The sequence below is a fragment of the Chryseobacterium arthrosphaerae genome (assembly GCF_001684965.1).
Lineage (GTDB): Bacteria > Bacteroidota > Bacteroidia > Flavobacteriales > Weeksellaceae > Chryseobacterium > Chryseobacterium arthrosphaerae.
Map to the genome: position 1 here is coordinate 584,272 of NZ_MAYG01000012.1, position 19,873 is coordinate 604,144.

The 19,873-nt window shown below is 37.8% G+C and carries 12 protein-coding genes and 1 riboswitch; of the genes, 10 read left to right on the forward strand and 2 right to left on the reverse strand.

Features of this window, described 5'->3' with window-relative positions; translation table 11 throughout:
- Positions 1-280: 280 nt before the first annotated feature.
- The 8 genes from BBI00_RS18025 (at position 281) to pckA (ending at position 14,051) form a co-directional block, all read left to right on the forward strand.
- Positions 281-3,139: a SusC/RagA family TonB-linked outer membrane protein gene (locus tag BBI00_RS18025; RefSeq protein WP_065400243.1), complete on the forward strand. Its 2,859-nt coding sequence runs from the start codon at positions 281-283 to the stop codon at positions 3,137-3,139.
- Between the two features lie 12 nt (positions 3,140-3,151).
- The gene (locus BBI00_RS18030) at positions 3,152-4,822 is read left to right on the forward strand and encodes a RagB/SusD family nutrient uptake outer membrane protein (protein ID WP_065400244.1); all 1,671 of its coding nucleotides are present in this window, start codon (positions 3,152-3,154) and stop codon (positions 4,820-4,822) included.
- A gap of 90 nt (positions 4,823-4,912) precedes the next feature.
- Complete coding sequence (locus BBI00_RS18035) at positions 4,913-6,853, forward strand: putative porin (protein WP_065400245.1); 1,941 nt, start codon at positions 4,913-4,915, stop codon at positions 6,851-6,853.
- Positions 6,854-6,865: 12 nt separating this feature from the next.
- Positions 6,866-8,452, forward strand: a complete 1,587-nt coding sequence (gene bshC / locus BBI00_RS18040; protein WP_065400246.1) for a bacillithiol biosynthesis cysteine-adding enzyme BshC — start codon at positions 6,866-6,868, stop codon at positions 8,450-8,452.
- A 38-nt stretch (positions 8,453-8,490) separates the two neighbouring features.
- Positions 8,491-10,443, forward strand: coding sequence for an amino acid ABC transporter substrate-binding protein (locus BBI00_RS18045; protein WP_065400247.1), 1,953 nt, complete (start codon positions 8,491-8,493; stop codon positions 10,441-10,443).
- A gap of 70 nt (positions 10,444-10,513) precedes the next feature.
- Complete coding sequence (gene fabD, locus BBI00_RS18050) at positions 10,514-11,389, forward strand: ACP S-malonyltransferase (RefSeq protein WP_065400248.1); 876 nt, start codon at positions 10,514-10,516, stop codon at positions 11,387-11,389.
- 12 nt (positions 11,390-11,401) lie between these two features.
- Positions 11,402-12,307, forward strand: coding sequence for a GYDIA family GHMP kinase (locus BBI00_RS18055; protein WP_065400249.1), 906 nt, complete (start codon positions 11,402-11,404; stop codon positions 12,305-12,307).
- A 127-nt stretch (positions 12,308-12,434) separates the two neighbouring features.
- Positions 12,435-14,051 carry a phosphoenolpyruvate carboxykinase (ATP) gene (gene pckA, locus BBI00_RS18060; protein WP_065400250.1) on the forward strand — a complete coding sequence of 539 codons (1,617 nt, stop codon included), beginning with the start codon at positions 12,435-12,437 and terminating at the stop codon, positions 14,049-14,051.
- Positions 14,052-14,105: 54 nt separating this feature from the next.
- On the opposite strand, the gene BBI00_RS18065 is transcribed toward pckA, so the two are convergent.
- Complete coding sequence (locus tag BBI00_RS18065; protein WP_065400251.1) at positions 14,106-14,543, reverse strand: hypothetical protein; 438 nt, start codon at positions 14,541-14,543, stop codon at positions 14,106-14,108.
- A 4-nt stretch (positions 14,544-14,547) separates the two neighbouring features.
- Positions 14,548-14,955: a type II 3-dehydroquinate dehydratase gene (locus BBI00_RS18070; RefSeq protein WP_065400252.1), complete on the reverse strand. Its 408-nt coding sequence runs from the start codon at positions 14,953-14,955 to the stop codon at positions 14,548-14,550.
- Positions 14,956-15,201: 246 nt separating this feature from the next.
- Positions 15,202-15,298: riboswitch (SAM riboswitch) on the forward strand.
- Between the two features lie 83 nt (positions 15,299-15,381).
- Here BBI00_RS18070 and BBI00_RS18075 point away from each other — a divergent pair.
- The gene (locus BBI00_RS18075) at positions 15,382-18,315 is read left to right on the forward strand and encodes a SusC/RagA family TonB-linked outer membrane protein (RefSeq protein WP_065400253.1); all 2,934 of its coding nucleotides are present in this window, start codon (positions 15,382-15,384) and stop codon (positions 18,313-18,315) included.
- A gap of 18 nt (positions 18,316-18,333) precedes the next feature.
- Positions 18,334-19,827: a RagB/SusD family nutrient uptake outer membrane protein gene (locus BBI00_RS18080; protein ID WP_065400254.1), complete on the forward strand. Its 1,494-nt coding sequence runs from the start codon at positions 18,334-18,336 to the stop codon at positions 19,825-19,827.
- Positions 19,828-19,873 lie beyond the last annotated feature (46 nt).

Below are 19,873 nucleotides of genomic sequence, written 5' to 3' on the forward strand. Positions count from 1 at the left end.
CTTTAAAACGGCTATATGGCTGAAAATTAGAGCGATTGTAATTTAGATTTATTATAAATAATTTTTTTTCAGTTGATTAAAAAGTATTAAAACAAGCGTTTTGTGAAGTTTGTTTTAAATTTTAACAATTAAATCAAGTTTAAAATTATGAATTTCTTTATATATGTAGTGCTGATGTTGTTATATTGTGAATATGTCCATAAGTTGTGAATGTGAAAAATTTGCCAGTATTAATATTTATTAACATATTTGCTCCTAAAATATATTAAAATTTGTTAATATGAATGTTAAACTACGTGTATTAACGGCTGGTGTACTGTTTTTTACAGGACAAGCTGTATTTGCTCAGGAAAATGACTCTAAGGACAAAAAGGACAAGGAGACGAAAATTGAGGAAGTAGTTGTTTTAGGATATAGTAAGACAGCTACAAAAGCAAAAACTACGAGTTCTTCAGTTACAGTTGGTGCTGAAACTTTAGAAAACAGACCTAACATCTCTGTTCTGAATTCAATTCAGGGAACAGCTCCAGGTATTGTGGTTAACTCTGCATCTGGTTCCCCAGGTTCAGGAAAGTTCAATATCCTAATTAGAGGTATGAGTTCATTGAACGGTTCTACGGATCCTCTATATGTAGTAGACGGTGTTATTACCTCAGGATCTCAGTTTAGAAACCTGAACTCTTATGATATTGAAACTTTCAGTATTCTAAAAGATGCTCAGGCTACTGCTATCTATGGTAACAGAGCTGCTAACGGGGTTGTTGTAATTACTACAAAAGGAGGTAAATTTAATTCTGGCTTAAGAGTATCTTATGATGCATTGACATCATTCAATTATATGCCTAAGCCTGATTATAACATGTCAAACGCTAAGCAACTATTACAATTTCAGTTTGATATCGGCGGTGGATATGGTAGTACTTTAACACAAGATAAAATTGATAACTGGGCTACAGATACAGATTGGAATAAACAATTTACTCGTGTAGGGGCATCTCAACAACACAATTTAGCAATAACCGGAGGGGGAGAAAATATCAATAACTTTTTCTCTTTAGGATATCTGGATAGTGAAGGTATTGTGAGATCTACAGATTTTAAGAGATTCACATTGAGAAATAACCTTAATGGGAAATCTAAAGATGGGAAATTGACTTTCAGTGCAATTATGGGACTTGGTTACTCTAAGAGACATCAGTTGGATGATGAAACCAATGGAGCGATTAACGGAAACGTAATTCAAAACCCATTATTTGGAGGAGTGCTTTCTCCATCATATGTAGCTCCATCTCCTTATGCAAACGGAAGAGAATTATTTAATGCTATCGGAACCAATAGTGCAGGAAACAGACAATGGGTCCTTCAGGATAATATTAATGGAGGTATTCAAAACAGGTTTACCGAATTGAGTATATCTGCTAACGCTAACGTAAACTATAAAATTACAGATTGGTTAAGCGTAGGAAACAGAACAGGAATTGAGTATAAAGAATATGAAAGAACCTTTGCAAGATCACCTCTTGGTTACCTTGCGATATCTGTAGCAACCGGACAGGGTGCAAAATATGGAGGGTTTGAAACATTCGATACCACTCAGGATCTTACTTACAACAGTATTACGAATATTACATTCAATAAATCTTTTGGAGATCATACAATTTCAGCAGCGGCTTATATGGATTACATCAAAGTTCATGTTAACCGTAATGCTCAAACACAAAATGGTTTGAATCCATTACAATGGGCATTCGGAGCTGGAACAGGATATATTCCATTTAACCCTGATACACCAAATATTTACAGACCAACTGTATTAGCTGAAAAAACAACAGCTGGAACTTTAGCATACTTCGGAACATTAGATTACGACTATAAAGATAAGTACGGAGTAAGTGGGGTTGTAAGAAGAGATGGATCTTACCGTTTCCTTCCTACAAACAGATGGGAAACTTTCTGGTCAGTAGCTGGTAGATGGAATATCGATAAAGAAGAATTCATGGCTGATTCTGGATTCAGATTATTAAAATTAAGAGCTTCCATTGGTACTACAGGTAACCAGAACTTAGGAATCGCAGCTAATAATCAAAACCCATTGGCTTTACTTCCAAATAACTTCCTAGATAGATATAATGGTATTTCCGGGTATCAAAACCTTCTTGGATATAACTTCGTTAACCTTTCTAACCCATATTTAAGATGGGAGCAGGTAAAACAAACGAATGTTGGGGTTGACTTTAATTATAAAGGAATTGTTGAAGGTAGCTTTGACTATTATCAGAAAAGAACATCAAGAATGTTCAACGATCTTCAGAGATCTGCCGTTACAGGGTATTGGTCTATAAGAGGAAACGACGGAGTTCTTGATAATAAAGGGGTTGAAGGTTTGATCAGATTTAATGCTATCAGAAATGAAAATACAAAACTATCTATTTTTGTAAACGGTGCATACAACTCGAACAAGATCGTATCCATGAGCAACGAAGATCTTTCTGATGATGTAGTTAATGCTATCGGAGGCCCTGCTGGACAATATCATTTATATCCTTATGTAGGAGTAAATCAAGCTAATGGTAATATGCAGTTCCTTGATATCAACGGAAATATTACAGAAGATCCACAACCTTCAGACAGAAGATTAACAGGTAAATCTCGTTTTGCTAAATTTACAGGTGGTTTTGGATTCAACTTCCAGCATAAAGGATGGTTCTTAGATACTTTATTCTCTTTCCAACAAGGAGGTTGGATCTATGATAACTTATATCAGTGGGTAATGAATCCGAACTATGCAGCTAATAATATCAACGTTTCTGCAGACTTATTAAATGCTTGGACACCGGATAACACCAATACAAATGTTCCTAGCGTAGAGGCGGATAATACTGGTAGAGATGGATCGTCAGATAGATTTCTATATAAGTCAGATTTCATAAGACTTAAGAATGTATCCTTAGGATATTCTTTCACTAAGAATCAATTAGGCAACTTGCCAATTAGAGGAGTTAAAGTATTTGTTCAGGCGGAAAACCTTTATACTTGGACAAGTTGGAAAGGTTTTGACCCAGAGCCTGTTACTACTTATTCATTAAATGTATATCCAAACCCTAGAACAGTGTCGGTAGGATTAAATGTTGATTTTTAATAGAAAATAATTATGAAAAGAATTATAAATACAGTATTAATTGTAGCAACCTTATCAGCAGCAGGATTTACGTTGAATAGCTGTCAGGATGCATTAGATATTAAGCAGGCAGGAGAGTTAGAGGATAAAGAACTCTATACCACTGTTTCTAATTTGAATGAGGCTCTATACGGTGGAGTTTACGGACAGATTGATCCAATTGATGAAATATATTTTACTGCGGTATTTACTGATGAGGTAAAACCAGGTAGTGGTAGCGGTGGACAGGAGTATGAAATCCATAGATTTTTCCTGGATCCTTCTTCTCCAATTGTTGGAGGTGGAGGTATCAGTACCCAAACTAGTGACGGGATTTGGCGTAATCACTATAGAGTGATTAACAGAATCAACAGATTATTAGAAGGAGCAAAAAATGTTAAACCTGCGGCAAATGAGGTAAATACCTATAATGGAATCCTTGCGCAGGCTAGAGCAATGAGAGCTTATTGCTATATGCAGTTAGAAGCATATTTTTCTACAGATATGAAAGATCCTAATGCTTTAGGAGTTATTTTGTTAAAAGATATACCTGCCAGTGATGCAAAACTGCCAAGAGCTACTAATAAAGAAGTATACGACTTTATTAACGCAGATCTGGATTATGCAAGAGGTATATTATCTTACTCAACAAGTACAAGAAGATATGTGATTGATAAAGCTTTTGTAAATGCAGTGTCAGCACGTTTCAATTTATATAGAGGGGAAAATGCTTTAGCTAAACAATATGCGCAAGATGTAATTACTAATGCCGGTTTAACGCTTACACCTGCAACGCCATTAACTGGTAATAATCCAAATGCAGGGCCTGCCGCTAATCCTGGAGTAGCATCTGGGCCATACACGTTTCCTTTTGTAGGTACTAGCAATTGGAGTATAGCGTTCTATGGTGGTACCGCTCCAGCTAACGGAAATGGTACCGTTGGTGGATCTTTCAACCCATATAGAAGAATGTGGGCTGATACTGATAATGGAGAGGTTATTTTCTCATTAAACAGACTTCCGTTAGGAGCAGGCTTACCTATTGGAGAAAGGTTTAATACTAATGGGTCTACCGTATCTGGAGTTCCAATGTGGTTCTTAGGAAGAAACTTGTTCAATCTAATATATGACCCGGCTGTAGACAAAGGAGATATCAGAAGATATACATACATTGATCCTACTTCGGTAATAAATGCAGCTGCTACTAATCCTACTTCAGATAGATTGGTAATTGATAAATATCCTGGTAAAGTAAGTACAGCAACAAGAAATGACATTAAGGTATTCAGATTATCTGAAATGAAATTTATTTTAGCTGAAGCTGAAGTAGCGGCTGGAAATCTTACCGCAGCACATGATTTGATCCAAGAAGTAAGAGTTGCAAGAAATTACTTAGGTACAGCTACAACTCCTACCTATACAAATGCTCAGTTTGCTTATGCTGACATCTTGAAAGAACGTAGAATTGAACTTGGTTTAGAAGGTCACCGTTATATCGATTTGAAGAGACTTGCAACCATTGCAGGTGTAACAATGGATAGAAATGCAAAAGACGATATTATCCCAACTTCGAATCTCCCAAATAATAGCCATAAGTATACTTTACCTATTCCTATTCAGGAGACTTCTGCTAATCCAAACTGTAAGCAAAACCCTGGTTATTAATCAACAATAATCATATTATATACAACCCCTGCTCCAAGCAGGGGTTTTTATTTGCTATTATTTCTTATTTTTGCTGAACAATAATGAATAATGAAGTACATCCTTTTCATACTTTCCTTCTTTAGCTTTGCAGCGCAGGCTCAGATTGTTGACAAAGCAGAGGTGAAGAATCCTCCGGTCAAAAAAGAAGATACATTGGTAATCGATTCCGGAAAAAAAGATTCCCTGAAAATTTTTAAACCTACAATTGAAGATTACCAGTTTCAGACCCAGTTTTCTGAAAAGAAAGTCTTTGATACTGTAATGACTTTTGATAAAACCCATATTTTTTCTCAATATAACAACAGCGATAACTTTGGAAGGGTGCAGCCTGCCAATATCGGTGCAGGATTCAACCCATTGGTATTTGAAGTTAATCCGGAGCAGAATCTGGCTTTATTGCCTTCCAATAAATCTTATATGATTCTTGGAGCCAATGATGTGAAATACTACGATGTAAAAACACCCACCGCTTCATTTATTTATCATAATGCGATGCGGAACGGTGCGGCGCTGAGATCTACCTACACCCAGAATATCGGGAAAAGATTCAACTTTGCGCTTGAATATATGGGGCTTCGCTCTCAGGGACTTTACAGGAACTCATTGGCGGCAAATAACAATACTATATTTTCCGGTCATTATGTTTCTAAAAGTGGAAACTATGAATTATTTGCCCATTATCTCCATCAGAATGTAAACAATCAGGAAAGTGGCGGGATCACCGAAGATAATCTGTTTCAGAATGGTGACAGCAACTATAAAAACAGACAGAATGCTCAGGTAAATCTGGCATCGTCAAGCTCTCAGTTTTCCTATCGAAGATATTACCTGAGTCATCAGTTCACTCCGTTCAATGCAGAAAAATTTCCTTTCAGCATCAGACACACTATTTCGCATCAGGGAAACAAATATTATTATAACCAAGGCGCATTGGAAAACTATTGGTACAGAGTGCCGGCAGATCTGGTGAATGGCTTTCCTCTGACCACAAAGAAATACTCTGACAATTTCAGCAATACGGTAAGCTTGATTTTTAATAATGAAAAATTTAAACTGGATGCAGGAGTACGCTATCAGATCATTAAACTGGGAATCAGAGATGTTGTAGCCCTTAATGGGGTGTCTTTCCCAGGTGAGCTTAAAGAAAACAGAATTGGAGCAGTAGGAAACTTACAGGTAAAACTTTGGGATAAAATTCAGTTGAATTCATTCCTGGAATTCTCAAACGGGAGCCAGTTTAAAAGCTACCTAAGAACAGCCAATAACCTGAAGTTTGAACCGATAAAAGATTATTTTGTTAATGCTAAAGTCAACTTTCAAAGTGCTTACCCTTCTTTCAACTATCTGTTAAATACTTCCGTTTACAACAACTTCAATTATTATTTTGAAAATGCAAAGAACCAGTCTGTAATGGAAATAGGGGGAAGTATTAATCTGAAATGGTTCAAAACAGAGATTTTCGCCAATTATTTCAGAATTGATAACTATACTTACTTTGACAGCAACGGAAATCCGAAGCAAAGTGAAAATTCTGTGAATATTTCCCAGATTGGAGGTGATGCTACATTCAGCTTTGGTAAATTCCATCTGAATACCAGGCTGCATTTCCAGAATACCTTAACCAATAAAAACCTGCTTCCTTTGCCAGGATTTATCGGTAGAGCGAACTTCTTCTATCAGACCCAGGCCTTTAAAAAAGCTGCTGAAATTCAGGCAGGACTCAAAGTATATTACTTCTCTAAATTTGCTTCAAGAGATTACTTCCCTGTCCTTAATGAATATATTCTTCCCCGTGCAGATTCATTCTCCATTGGAGGGCAGCCTATTGCAGATCTTTACATCAACATGAAGGTGAAAAAAATGTTTTTCTTCATAGAAGGTCAGCAGATAGGAACATTTATTTCCAATAATAAAGCATATGCATTTCCACATTATCCGGTATATGATTTCAGATTGAATATCGGCATTGTGTGGTATTTGTTCAACTAAAAAAATAACAGGTTGAAAACAATTAATAAGATATCATTCAACGATATAGAAAGCATTCCTCAATTGGTAAAAGATTTTCTGGATCAGAAAATTGAGGGTTTTGAAAATACTACATTCTCTGTTGAGCATTTTCGCCAGCAGATCCATGTGAAGAAAGATTCCTTCACTTCAGAAAAAAGAGAGCTGTTGTTTGATGTGATGAGCGGCCAGCTTGCGGATCTTCGTCTTTCTTCGAAGCAGAAGGAAAATCTGGACCATCTTAAACTTCCCGATACTTTCACCATTACAACAGGGCATCAGCTAAACCTTTTTTCAGGGCCTGTTTTCTTTGTCTATAAAATTTTACAGACTATCAAGACCTGTACCTCCCTGAAAGAATACTTCCCGGACTTTAATTTCGTTCCTGTTTACTGGATGGCCTCAGAAGATCATGATTTTGTGGAGATCAATCACTTTAAAACAGAAAGCAATTATTACGAGACCCGTGAGAAATCCGGAGGACCGGTAGGACGAATCGAGATCAGTGATACTTATTTTATTTCGGAATTTGAAAAGGAATTCAAAGACTCTGTTTTCGGGACCGAACTGATCTTAATGATGAAAGAAGCTTATAAGACAGGAAATACTTTGACCCAGGCTATAAAAATTCTGGTCAACCGTCTTTTCTCTGAATTCGGACTTTTGATTCTCGATGGAGATTCCAAAGAACTTAAAAACCAGATGAAAGGGATCTTTAAAGATGAACTTCTTGATTTCAGCCTGCAGAAAGCATCTCAGGAGAAAGTAAATTTTCTGACGGAGAAATACGGAAAAGTACAGGTGAATCCCCGTGAAATCAATTTATTCTATCTTTCCGATACCAGAGACAGAATCGAATGGAACGGTCAGGAATATACTATTGTAGATAAAGATATCAGGTTTACAAAAGAAGAACTGCTTACAGAACTGGAAAATCACCCTGAAAAATTCAGTCCGAATGCCTTAATGCGTCCGGTATATCAGGAAAATGTACTTCCGAACCTGGCTTATATAGGAGGGAATGCAGAAATCATGTACTGGCTGGAACTCAAAGATTATTTTTCAAAAATAAATATCCCTTTTCCAATTCTTATTCCAAGGAATTCAATGTTATTCCTGAAAGAAAAAACGTTAGGAAAGATTGAAAAACTTGATCTTACAATAGAGGATTTCTTCCATAACTTTACAGTACTCACCAACCGGAAAATTTTAGAAGATAATGCCATTTTAAAAGCATTGGATGACAGGGAAAATATGTTGATCCATAATTTCTCTGAGCTCAGAACACTTGCGGAAACTACCGAAAAGTCTTTTGGAAATATGGTGAAAGCAGAAGAAGTAAGACAGCTGAAATCATTTAAAAGAATGAAGAAAAGATTGCTTCATGCTGAAAAAATAAAGCAGAATGAATTGCTGGAAAGACTTGAAAATCTGTTTTTAGATGTTCATCCCGCAAAAACGTGGCAGGAAAGAGTGTATAACTTTAGCGTATTCTTTTCGGATTATGGCTATTCGTGGCTTGAAAATTGTTTGGAAGAGATGGTGGTTCAAGATTCCAAATTAATAATTGTTGCCATTTAATTTTAAAGAAGTATTTTTGTAAATTATAATTATCGAATATGATAAAGAGGTTTTTTATTCTATCCAGTTTATGTATGGTTTTGGGAGTTTCAGCCCAGAAATCACATACGGTTGTGCAAGGTGACAACCCTTACAACATTGCCAGAAAGTATGGAATGACTGTAGATGAATTGCTGAAGCTAAACCCAAAGCATAAAGATGGCAAGCTCGCTATCGGAGATGTTTTAACCATAAAATCAGATAAAGCGGCAGCTCCGGTTACCAAAACTCCGGTAGCTGAAAAAGTACATACTGCTGCCGGAACCGCAGTAGGAAAAATTGTATTGCAGCCTAAGCAAACCATCTATGGAATTACAAAACAATACCGTATTTCTGAAACCGATTTAAGAAAACTGAATCCTGAACTGGAATCCCATATGAAAATCGGTGATGAGATTACATTACCTCTTGCAAGCATTAAAAAATATGGTGATCAGCAGACTGTAGTGGCAACAGCTAAACCTGTGGAAACACCGGTTGAAAAAACAGTAACAGCTACACCGTCAGCAGAGGGAGAAACGTATGTGATCCAGGCCAAAGATAATTATTACAGAATTACAAAACAGTTTGGAATCAGCCAACAGGACCTTTTTGTTTTAAATCCGGGACTGGAAGAAAAAGGACTGAAGCCTGGCGAATCCATTAAAATCAAAAGATCAAATACCAATACTAATACCACCAATACAGATGCTGTTGCTGAGCCTGCAAATCCAAAAGAAAAGATGGATTCAGGAAACGAAAAATCATCATCTGTATCCAATGTTGTGGCAGGAGACGATTATGTAACCTATACCGTTCAACAGGGAGATACTGTATTTTCTATCGTCAATAAATTTGGGGTAAGCATTGATGAGCTTATTGCATTGAACCCTGAGCTTTCCAAAGGATTGAAAACCGGAATGGTTTTAAAGATCAAAAAACAGGATGCAGCGTACAGTAAGAAAAACGGTGATGCATTGAGTGTTATTTTAATGCTTCCTTTCGGATACAGCACCAACGAAACCCAGTACAGAGGAATGGCTCTTGACTTCCTGACGGGCGCTAAGCTTGCTATCGAAAGAAATGCAAGAGGAGGCCAGAAACTCGATATCAAAGTTGTAGATTCAGGAAATGAAGCTTCATTCAAAAATTCCCTGACTCAAATTAATCCTGAGAATACGGATCTGATCATAGGCCCGTTCTTCAAATCAAATGTTATTGATGTTCTGGATTTCACTAAAAATCAAAAAATACCGGTTGTAGCACCTTTTGCCAACACTCCGGAATTATATAACTACAGCAATCTGATTATTGTTGAAACCAACAACCAGACCTACGCAGACAAAATTGTAGAAGAGGTAAAAGCAGTATACTCGAACCAGAAAATATATGTAGTGGCGGATTCCAAAAAAGAAAATGCGAACTACATCAAAGCAGGTCTTGAGAAAACGGTTAAAAATCCTGAAGTAATCATCGTGAATTCTCCTTCAGACATTCAGCTTGACCAGAATATGATGACAGGGCAGTCTGCACCGGTTATTGCTATCCTGGCTAATGATGATAACGGTACAGGAGATGCTTTTGCCAATAAAATAATTGCTTTGTCTAAAGAAGTACAGGGAGTAAAAGCTTTCAGTATGTTCTATTCGCCGGTTTTCGAGAAGAAAGTGGATGATCTGAGCCAGGCAAGTCTGGTATATCTGATGGATAGAAAGATCAATACCGAAGGTAATTTTGAAAAAGAAATCCTGGCAGCCTACAAAAGCAAATACTGCAAAACACCTCCAAAATATGCGGTCGTAGGATTTGATGTGGTAAACGATATGCTGACCAGAGAAAATAAAAAAGGAGAAATCTTTAAGCAGATGAATAAAGTGCAGACTCAGCTTGCAACAAAATTTGAGTTTGTAAAATCAAAAGCGAACGGAGCTTATGTCAATACCGGATACAGAGTCATCAGACTGGTACCTTAAATGATTTACAGTTCCCAGAAGAATATTTCTTAACATTATAGTTATATTTGCATAATATTTAATTCAATACATGAAAGCACTTGTATTTCCAGGGCAGGGTTCTCAGTTCGTAGGAATGGGAAAAGAATTGTATGATTCTAGAAAAGATATTAAAGATCTGATGGAATCTGCCAATGAAATTTTAGGTTTCGATATTCTTTCCATTATGTTCAACGGAACGGATGCGGATCTTAAGAAAACAGAGGTTACCCAGCCTTCAATATTTATACATTCAGTAGCAGCATTAAAAGCAGTAAATGGTCTTGGAGCTGAAATGGTAGCAGGACACTCTTTAGGAGAATTTTCTGCATTGGTAGCCAATGGCGTTTTATCTTTTGACGATGGCCTGAAGCTGGTGTCAGAAAGAGCTAAGGCAATGCAGGCAGCGTGTGATGCGAATCCAAGCTCTATGGCAGCTATTTTAGGATTGGAAGATGCTAAGGTTGAAGAAATCTGTGCACAGATCAGTGGAGTAGTGGTTCCGGCCAATTACAACTGTCCGGGGCAACTGGTAATTTCAGGAGAAACAGCTTCAGTAGAAGAAGCATGTGCAAAACTGAAGGAAGCAGGAGCGAAAAGAGCATTATTACTGCCTGTAAACGGAGCTTTCCATTCTCCTTTGATGCAGCCGGCACAGGAAAGACTGGCAGCAGCTATCGAGAAAACAAAATTCAGAAAAGCAACCATTCCTGTATACCAGAATATCACAACTACAGCGGTAACAAATCCTGATGAGATCAAACAAAACCTGATCGATCAGCTTACAGGTCCTGTAAAATGGACACAGTCTGTACAGAATATGATTAAAGACGGTGCATCAAACTTCGTAGAAGTAGGACCGGGAAAAACCCTTCAGGGATTGATCAAAAAAATTGACGGATCAGTAGAAGCTGCATCTGCAATCTAATTAAGAAAAAATATGAAAGCGATCTTTTCACCGGGCAAGCTTATGCTTACTTCAGAATATTTCGCTATCGATGGAGCTCTTGTCTTAGCGGTACCTACCAGGCTGGGACAAGAGTTTTTTTTTGAAGAAAAAGATGATCAACAGTCTTTAATTCTTTGGGAAGCACTCCATCAGAATAAACCCTGGTTAAAAGCTGCCATTGATTACAAAAGCTGGCAGATCCTTGAAACCAATATCCCATCAGGCGCTGAATTTATTCTGAAAACTTTAAAGAATGTTCAGCAGCTTTCTTCTATCAGATTCCAGAATGATTTTACCTATCATCTGAAAACAAACCTTCAGTTTCCGGCAGATTATGGCCTGGGAAGCAGTTCTACCTTAATGAATAACCTTGCTGAATGGGCGGAGATTGATCCTTTTCATTTAAATACAATCAGTCTTGGGGGCAGCGGATATGACATTGCAGTGGCCAAAGAAAAATCTGCAGTCCTTTTTCAGAGCAAACCTGAGATTCAATATGAAAAGGTAGATTTTAATCCTCCTTTTAAAAATGAATTGATTTTTATTCATTTAAATCAAAAGCAGGATAGCCGGGAAGGAATCAGTTTTTATAAGTCGAAAAAGAAGTCACCGGAATTGGTTAACGAATTTTCAGATATCACAAAGAAAATTTTATTATGCAGTGAATTGGAAAATTTTTCCGAATTACTGATGATTCATGAGCGGAAAATTGCTGATTTTCTTGAAATTCCTACAGTTAAAGAAAAAATATTCTCAGACTGCCCTGTATTTGTCAAAAGTTTGGGCGCATGGGGCGGAGATTTTGTGATGAGTGCCAAATTTGGGGGCTATAAAGACTATTTTTGGGAGAAAGGTTTTACAACCGTTTTTGAATGGTCAGATATAATTAATTTATAATCAGTAAATTACAATCCCGTTTTTTTATTTGTCATTCTGACTTATATCAGTATATTTAAACCACCTTTAACAAATAATTAATATTATTTTTGTTGAAGACAATAAAGAAATAGAAAATATAAGTAAAATGAAAAACACTAAAATCATCCAGGATTTAGAGAAATTAGGGATTAAAGGAAACTATGAAGTAGTGTATAATCCTTCGTATGAAGAATTATACCAGGCTGAAGTTTCTCCTGAAAATCAGGGGTTTGAGAAAGCGGAACTTACGGAATCGGGCGCGGTATCAGTAAAAACAGGAATTTTCACAGGTCGTTCACCTAAAGACAGATATATTGTTCAGGATGATGTTACAAGAGATACAATTTTCTGGGATGGTAAAGTAAACTTACCTACAACAGCGGAAATTTTCGGGTCTTGTAAAGAACTAGTGCTGAACCAGCTTGCTGAATCTAAGAAAATTTATGTAGTAGATACATTCTGCGGAACCAATGCAGATACAAGACTTAAAGTAAGATTTATCGTTGAAGTAGCATGGCAGGCGCATTTTGTTACGAATATGTTTATCCGTCCTTCTCACTATGAGCTTGAAAACTTTGGAGAGCCTGATTTCACGGTAATTAACGGTTCTAAAACAACTAATCCTAACTGGGAAGCTCAAGGATTGAATTCTGAAAACTTTATCATGTTCAACCTTACTGAAAAGCTACAGATCATCGGAGGTACCTGGTACGGAGGTGAGATGAAGAAAGGGATGTTTGCTATGATGAACTATTACCTTCCGTTGAAAGGAATGGCTTCAATGCACTGTTCTGCCAACGTAGGTGAAAAAGGTGATGTAGCTCTGTTCTTCGGTCTTTCAGGAACAGGTAAAACTACATTATCGGCAGATCCGAAAAGATACCTTATCGGAGATGATGAGCACGGTTGGGATAACAACGGAGTATTCAACTACGAAGGTGGATGCTATGCAAAAGTAATTGACCTATCAGAAGAAAAAGAACCGGATATCTTTGCAGCCATCAAGAGAGATGCTCTTCTTGAAAACGTTGTTGTAAACAATGGAGTAGCAGATTACACAGACGGATCTATCACAGAAAATACAAGAGTTTCTTATCCAATCTATCATATCAACAAAATTGTATTGCCTTCTAAAGCAGGGCATGCTAAAAAGATCGTTTACCTTTCTGCGGATGCATTCGGAGTACTTCCTCCGGTTTCTATCCTGAATGAAGATCAGGCTCAGTACCACTTCCTTTGCGGTTATACCTCTAAATTAGCCGGTACCGAAAGAGGAATTACAGAACCTCAGCCTTCTTTCTCACCTGCATTCGGTGAAGCGTTCCTTACTCTGCACCCAACAATGTACTCTAAAACATTGATCGGTAAAATGAAAGAGCACGGCGCTAAAGCTTATCTGGTAAACACAGGATGGAATGGTACAGGTAAGAGAATCTCTCTGAAAGATACCAGAGCCATCATCGATGCGATCATTGACGGTTCCATCGACAATGCTCCTAAAACCCAGGTTCCGATTATGAACCTTGAAATTCCTACCGAACTTCCGAATGTTTCTACAGGTATTTTAGATCCTAGAGATACTTATGCAGATGCTTCGGAATGGGAAGAAAAAGCAAAAGACCTTGCATCAAGATATATCAAAAACTTCGAGCAGTATTGTGATACTGAAGAAGGTAAGAGATTAATCGCTTCTGGTCCCCAGCTACAGGAACAAACAATCTAATAAGATTTTTTACAGATACAGAAAAAGCCTCATCAAAAGATGGGGCTTTTTATTTTAGTATTTCTTGCAATTGCTGATCAGTTCATTTTGGTCATCCAGTTTGTGAATAGTGTCTTTAATAACTTCTTCACTAAGGTTTTTGACAATCATGAAATGTCCGGATGAAAAATAGGGCGCTGTTTCAAGAAATACCTCCAAATATTTTGGAGTGATAAAGGTGAGCCAGTATCGATCACTATTCGAGAATATGATGGTAACTTCTATGTCGTAAGATGCCGGATTTTTTATCTCACCATCAATATGAATTGAAGTGATTTCGGGTTCCTGTTCCGGACTGAAGTAAAATTTTGAATACCATTTTAGTTTACCCTGATCATTGCATATCCTTACATTATCGGTATTTATTTTCTCAATAATATAAGATTTCCTTTTTGTCAGCTGACTGCTGTAAACTCCAATGCTTTTACAGTACACTTTACTTCCTGCTTCCATGACATTATTGTAAGCTCAGTATTGCCAATCTGTACCCATCCATTCCAAATCCGGATAGGACAGCATCTGTACAGGCTGCCGTTACAGACTTCTGCCTGAATTCTTCTCTTTTGTAAATATTGCTGATGTGAACTTCAACCTTAGGTTTTCTGATGTTCTTCAGACAATCGGCTATAGCGTAAGAATAATGAGTGAAAGCTCCCGGATTGATCACCACTGCATCAAAATCATCTTCCTGAAGCCTGTTGATCAGCTCACCTTCAATATTGGACTGATAATAGGAGAGCTCATGAGTGTGAAACTCAGACTTCAGTGTTTCCAAGTAATTTTCCATGGAAACAGTTCCATAGATCTCCGGTTCCCGGGTACCTAAAAGATTCAGATTAGGTCCGTTTATAATCAAAACTTTCATTCTATAAAATTAAAAAGTTTTTTTAATAAGGAGTCAAAAAAATCAGTCAGGTTTTTATTTTCTGCTGTTGAATTATTTTTAATGATATTTATCATATTTATGGAAGTGTTAAATCTTTAAACGCTTGGTTTTAATGGGTTTTAATAAAATCTTATGTTAATTTTTGTAAAATTTCTATTAAAAAATTAATAAGTCTACTTGTTTTGTAGACTAAATATGTATAGCTTTGCAACCATAATTTCGATCGGCTTATAAAGAAAGATGGAGGGAACTGACCCTGCGAAATCTTAACAACCTGCTACGGTAAGGTGTTACATTCAGCCTGTAAAAGGAAAAATAAGCATTTGGTTTATCGTATTTATCGATGCCCTTTGCTGACTTTTCTGCAAAGGGCAAAATTTTAATATTTGATAAACAAAATTGATTATGATTAATAAAAATCTATTTAATTCTAAAATTTGGATTCCGCCTGTTGCTGCATTTTTCTTAGGTGTTGCCAGCGTAAACGGACAGGTTTCTAAACCGAAAAAAGATACACTCCGTGAAAAAGAGATTGATGAAGTGGTTGTCGTAGCTTACGGAAAAGCCAAGAGAAACAGCTATACCGGTTCGGTAGCAACGATTTCCAGTGATAAAATTAACAACAGACCTGTAACCAATATTACCAAAGCTCTGGAAGGGCAGGTGCCGGGAATTCAGACTACAAGTTCTTCTGGGCAGCCGGGTGCTATTGCTACGATCAGAATCAGGGGTATTGGCTCGGTAAGTGCTTCCAGCGATCCTTTATATGTGGTGGATGGAATTCCTTATGACGGAAATCTGAATGCTATAAGCCCAAGTGATATTGAATCCATAAGTGTTTTAAAAGATGCTACAGCAAGTGCTTTATATGGTTCAAGAGGAGCGAACGGAATTATTATCATTACAACAAAATCCGGGAAAAAAGGGGAAGCAAAAGTAAACCTTAATATCAGCCAGGGATTCTCCGGAAGAGCAGTAAAGGATTATGAGCAGGTAAGCACGGATCAGTATTTTCAATTGTATTGGGAAGCGCTGAGAAACGGATATAAATCTGATAAAATATCTTCCCAGCAGGCTTCACAAATGGCTACAGATAACCTTGTTTCAATGCTTGGAATAAACCCTTATGGTCCTGGTTATTCAAAACCGGTAGGAACGGATGGAAAATTATTGCCGGGAGCAACTCCGCTATGGAATGATGACTGGAGAGATGTTTTACAGAGAACGGCTTCAAGGAACCAGGTAGACCTTGATATCAGCGGCGGAAGTGAGAAAAGCAACTATTTCTTTTCCCTGGGATACCTTGATGATAAGGGAATGGCTATTGAATCAGGATTTAAAAGATACAATACAAGGCTAAAGATCAATTCAGAAGTAAAAAAATGGTTAAACGTTGGGATAAACCTGAACTATACCAACAGTGTTCAGCAGGCACCTACCTCATCAGATTCCAAGGCCAGCAATGTGATCCAGGCTGCGAGAGTTGTTCCTTCATTTTATCCTTACTATGAAAGAAATCCGGACGGATCTTTTGTACTGGACGCTGCCGGAAACAAGATTTATGATTTCGGAAAATACAGACCCAGCAGTGCACTTCAGAATCAAAACCTGGCTGCATCTTTACCGCTGGATAAAAATGAAAACAAAGAAGATAACTTTTCAGGAAAAGGATTCATGGAGTTTACTTTCTTACCGGAGTTAAAATTCAAAACGAGTTTTTCCGTTGATCTTGTTAATTATAACGGCCATTTTTATTCTAATCCACTTTTGGGACAAGGTACGGAAATTGGTGGATCTGTGACCAAATCCAATACCAGAACGCTTTCTTATACAACGAGTAATATCCTGACCTATGACAGGAAGTTTGGAAAACACCATATTAATGTTTTAGCCGGACAGGAATTTTATAAATACGACTATCAGACCATCTCCGGATCAAGGAGCGGTTTCTCCCTGCCTTACTATTATGAGCCTGATGCAGCTTCATTATTGGTCAACTTCGGCGGGTACAGCAATAAGCTGAGTTTGCTGAGTTACCTTGGAAAAGTAGAGTATGATTATAATAATACCTATTTCCTTTCCGCTTCAGGAAGGGCAGACGGATCCTCAAGATTTGCCTCAGACAACAGATGGGGAAGGTTCTGGTCTGTAGGAGGATCATGGAAGATCTCCAATGAAGAATTTATTAAGAACCTGAATGTCTTCAACCAGTTGACACTGCGTGCAAGCTACGGAGGCCAGGGGAATGATAAATTGCTGCGTCCAAACGGGCAGTCTCTGTATTATGGATATCAGGAGCTGTACAGAATACTGACCCTTGGCGGGGAAGCGGGGACAACCCTGGAAAAAGCAGCAACCAAAAACCTTAAGTGGGAAACCAACCTTAATATGAACGTAGGGCTGGAATTTGCCATCCTGAATAACAGAATTAAGGGTAATATCGAATATTTTAAAAGAAAAAGCCAGGACCTTCTGTTCAACGTACCGGTTGCCCCATCTCTGGGAATCAGTGACTATCCGGCGAATGTAGGAACGATCCAGAATACAGGTTTTGAATTTTCACTTTTCACCACTCCGATCAGGAATGAGGATTTCCAATGGAATGTGGATGTTAACCTGAGTACTTTAAAAAATAAAGTGACCAAATTACCCGGAGGACCGCTTGTAGTAGGAACTAAACAGCTGAGAGAAGGAGGTTCCGTGTATGATTTCTTTATTCAGGAATGGGTAGGCGTAGATCCAAGCAACGGAAAACCATTGTGGAAGACTATTTCTAAAGATGCAAACGGAAATGAAGTGGAAGGAACGACTTCAGAGTATTCAAAAGCAACAAAAATAATACAGGGATCTGCATTGCCTAAACTGGCCGGAGCAATCAGTACCAGCATTAATTATAAAAATTTTGACTTCTCAGGATTGCTGACTTTCAAAATCGGAGGAAAGATCCTGGATGGAGATTATACTTCGCTTTTACATAACGGAAGTGCCGGAGGACGTGCATGGGGAGTGGAAATGCTGAACAGATGGACGCCTGATAATCCTAATACGGATGTTCCGGGACTTAGTACTACAACCAACAACTGGACTTCAACGTCTTCAAGATTCCTGTATTCGGGAACGTATGCAAGGCTTAAAAATGTAAGTCTAGGGTATACGTTGCCTTCGGATTATTTTGAAAAGATAGGATTGAAAAAATTCAGAATTTACATTCAGGCAGAAAACCTTCTGACTTTCTATAAACATAAGGGAATGGATCCTGAGCAGGCACTGGACGGTACAACGTATTTCAGATATCCGGCAATGAGAACGATCACATTTGGTCTTCAGGCAACCCTTTAATCTTTTAAAATCGAAACAATGAAAAATTTAAAATATTTATCCTTTGCACTTCTTGGATTGTGGTCGCTGACCAGCTGTGAAAGTGATCTGACCACCGCACCAACGGATCAGGCAAACAGTGAAGAAGTTTTCAAAACGGCTGAAAGTGCCGAAACGGTAATCAACGGTACGTGGGCAAAATTCAATAATGATGGAACAACTTATGCTAATATCGGTTATTCTACAGTACTGAGAGCCAGTGATGCTATGGGAAGTGATGTCGCAATCCTTAGAAATAAATACGGATTTTCAGCTGCCTATGATTTTACTGAAATGGTGAATACTACAGCCGGAAGACCATTATTTATCTGGACAATGCTGTATTCAACCATCAATAATATGAACAATGTTATTGCAAGAATTGACGGTACGGTAGGAAGCCAGGAAAAAAAGGACCAGGTAAAAGGCCAGGCAAAAGCGTTACGTGCTTTCTGTTATCTGAATATTGCAAGCTTTTACCAGTTCAGCTACCTTAAAGATAAAACCGCTTTGACGGCTCCAATCTATACGGAACCATCCACAATAAGTACACCGGGAAGGAAGAAAGCAAGCCTGGAAGAAATTTATACACTGATTAAAAGTGATCTTACAGATGCAGACCATCTGTTGAAAAATTATTCAAGAAATAATAAAGATAAAATCAACAGAAATGTAGTCAATGGACTTTTGGCAAGAACTTACCTGAATACCGGTGAATGGAGCAAAGCTGCTGATGCTGCAAGAACAGCAAGACAGGGGTTTACTTTTATGGCTCCGGAAAAATATAAAGAGGGATTCAATGATATTGAGAATGCAGAATGGATCTGGGGGCATAGACAGACTCAGGAACAGTCAGACGCAAGTTATGCATTCCATTACCTGGATGTGTCTTCATCGGGAAGTTTCTACTACAGCTTTATGGCTGACCCTTACTTTAAAGATCTGTTTGATGCCAATGATATCAGAACTCAGTTATTTTCGTGGGATGGACAGAAAGGAAGAGAGGGACTGCTCAGATATGCGAAATTTAAATTTAAGCCCAACCTTATTGCTGATATCGTGTATATGAGAGCTGCTGAAATGTACCTGATCGAAGCTGAAGCTGAGGCAAGAAATGGAAATATTTCCCAGGCAGTTACTGCTTTAAATCAATTGAAAACGGCAAGGAAAGCAAATATTTATACAGGTCCGTTAGCTCAGAATGAGGTAGTGAAAGCCATTCTGATCGAAAGAAGAAAAGAATTATTCGGAGAAGGGTTCTCCCTTTCAGATATTATCAGAACCCAGGGAAGTGTGGAGAGAAAACCTTATGTAGATGATCAGGGGAAACCAATTAAAGTTCAGGTGATCACACCGGAAGGAACTGTAAAAACCGTTGACGGTAGAGGGCATTCTGTTTTTGCATTTCCTGACCAGTCTGCTTTTGCTCCGAACAGCAATTACTATTTATTCAGTATTCCTCAGAGAGAAGCAGAGAATAACCCGAATTTATAATACAGTCCATAATTAGATTTGATTTTTTAGCCACTGCGTTTGCGGT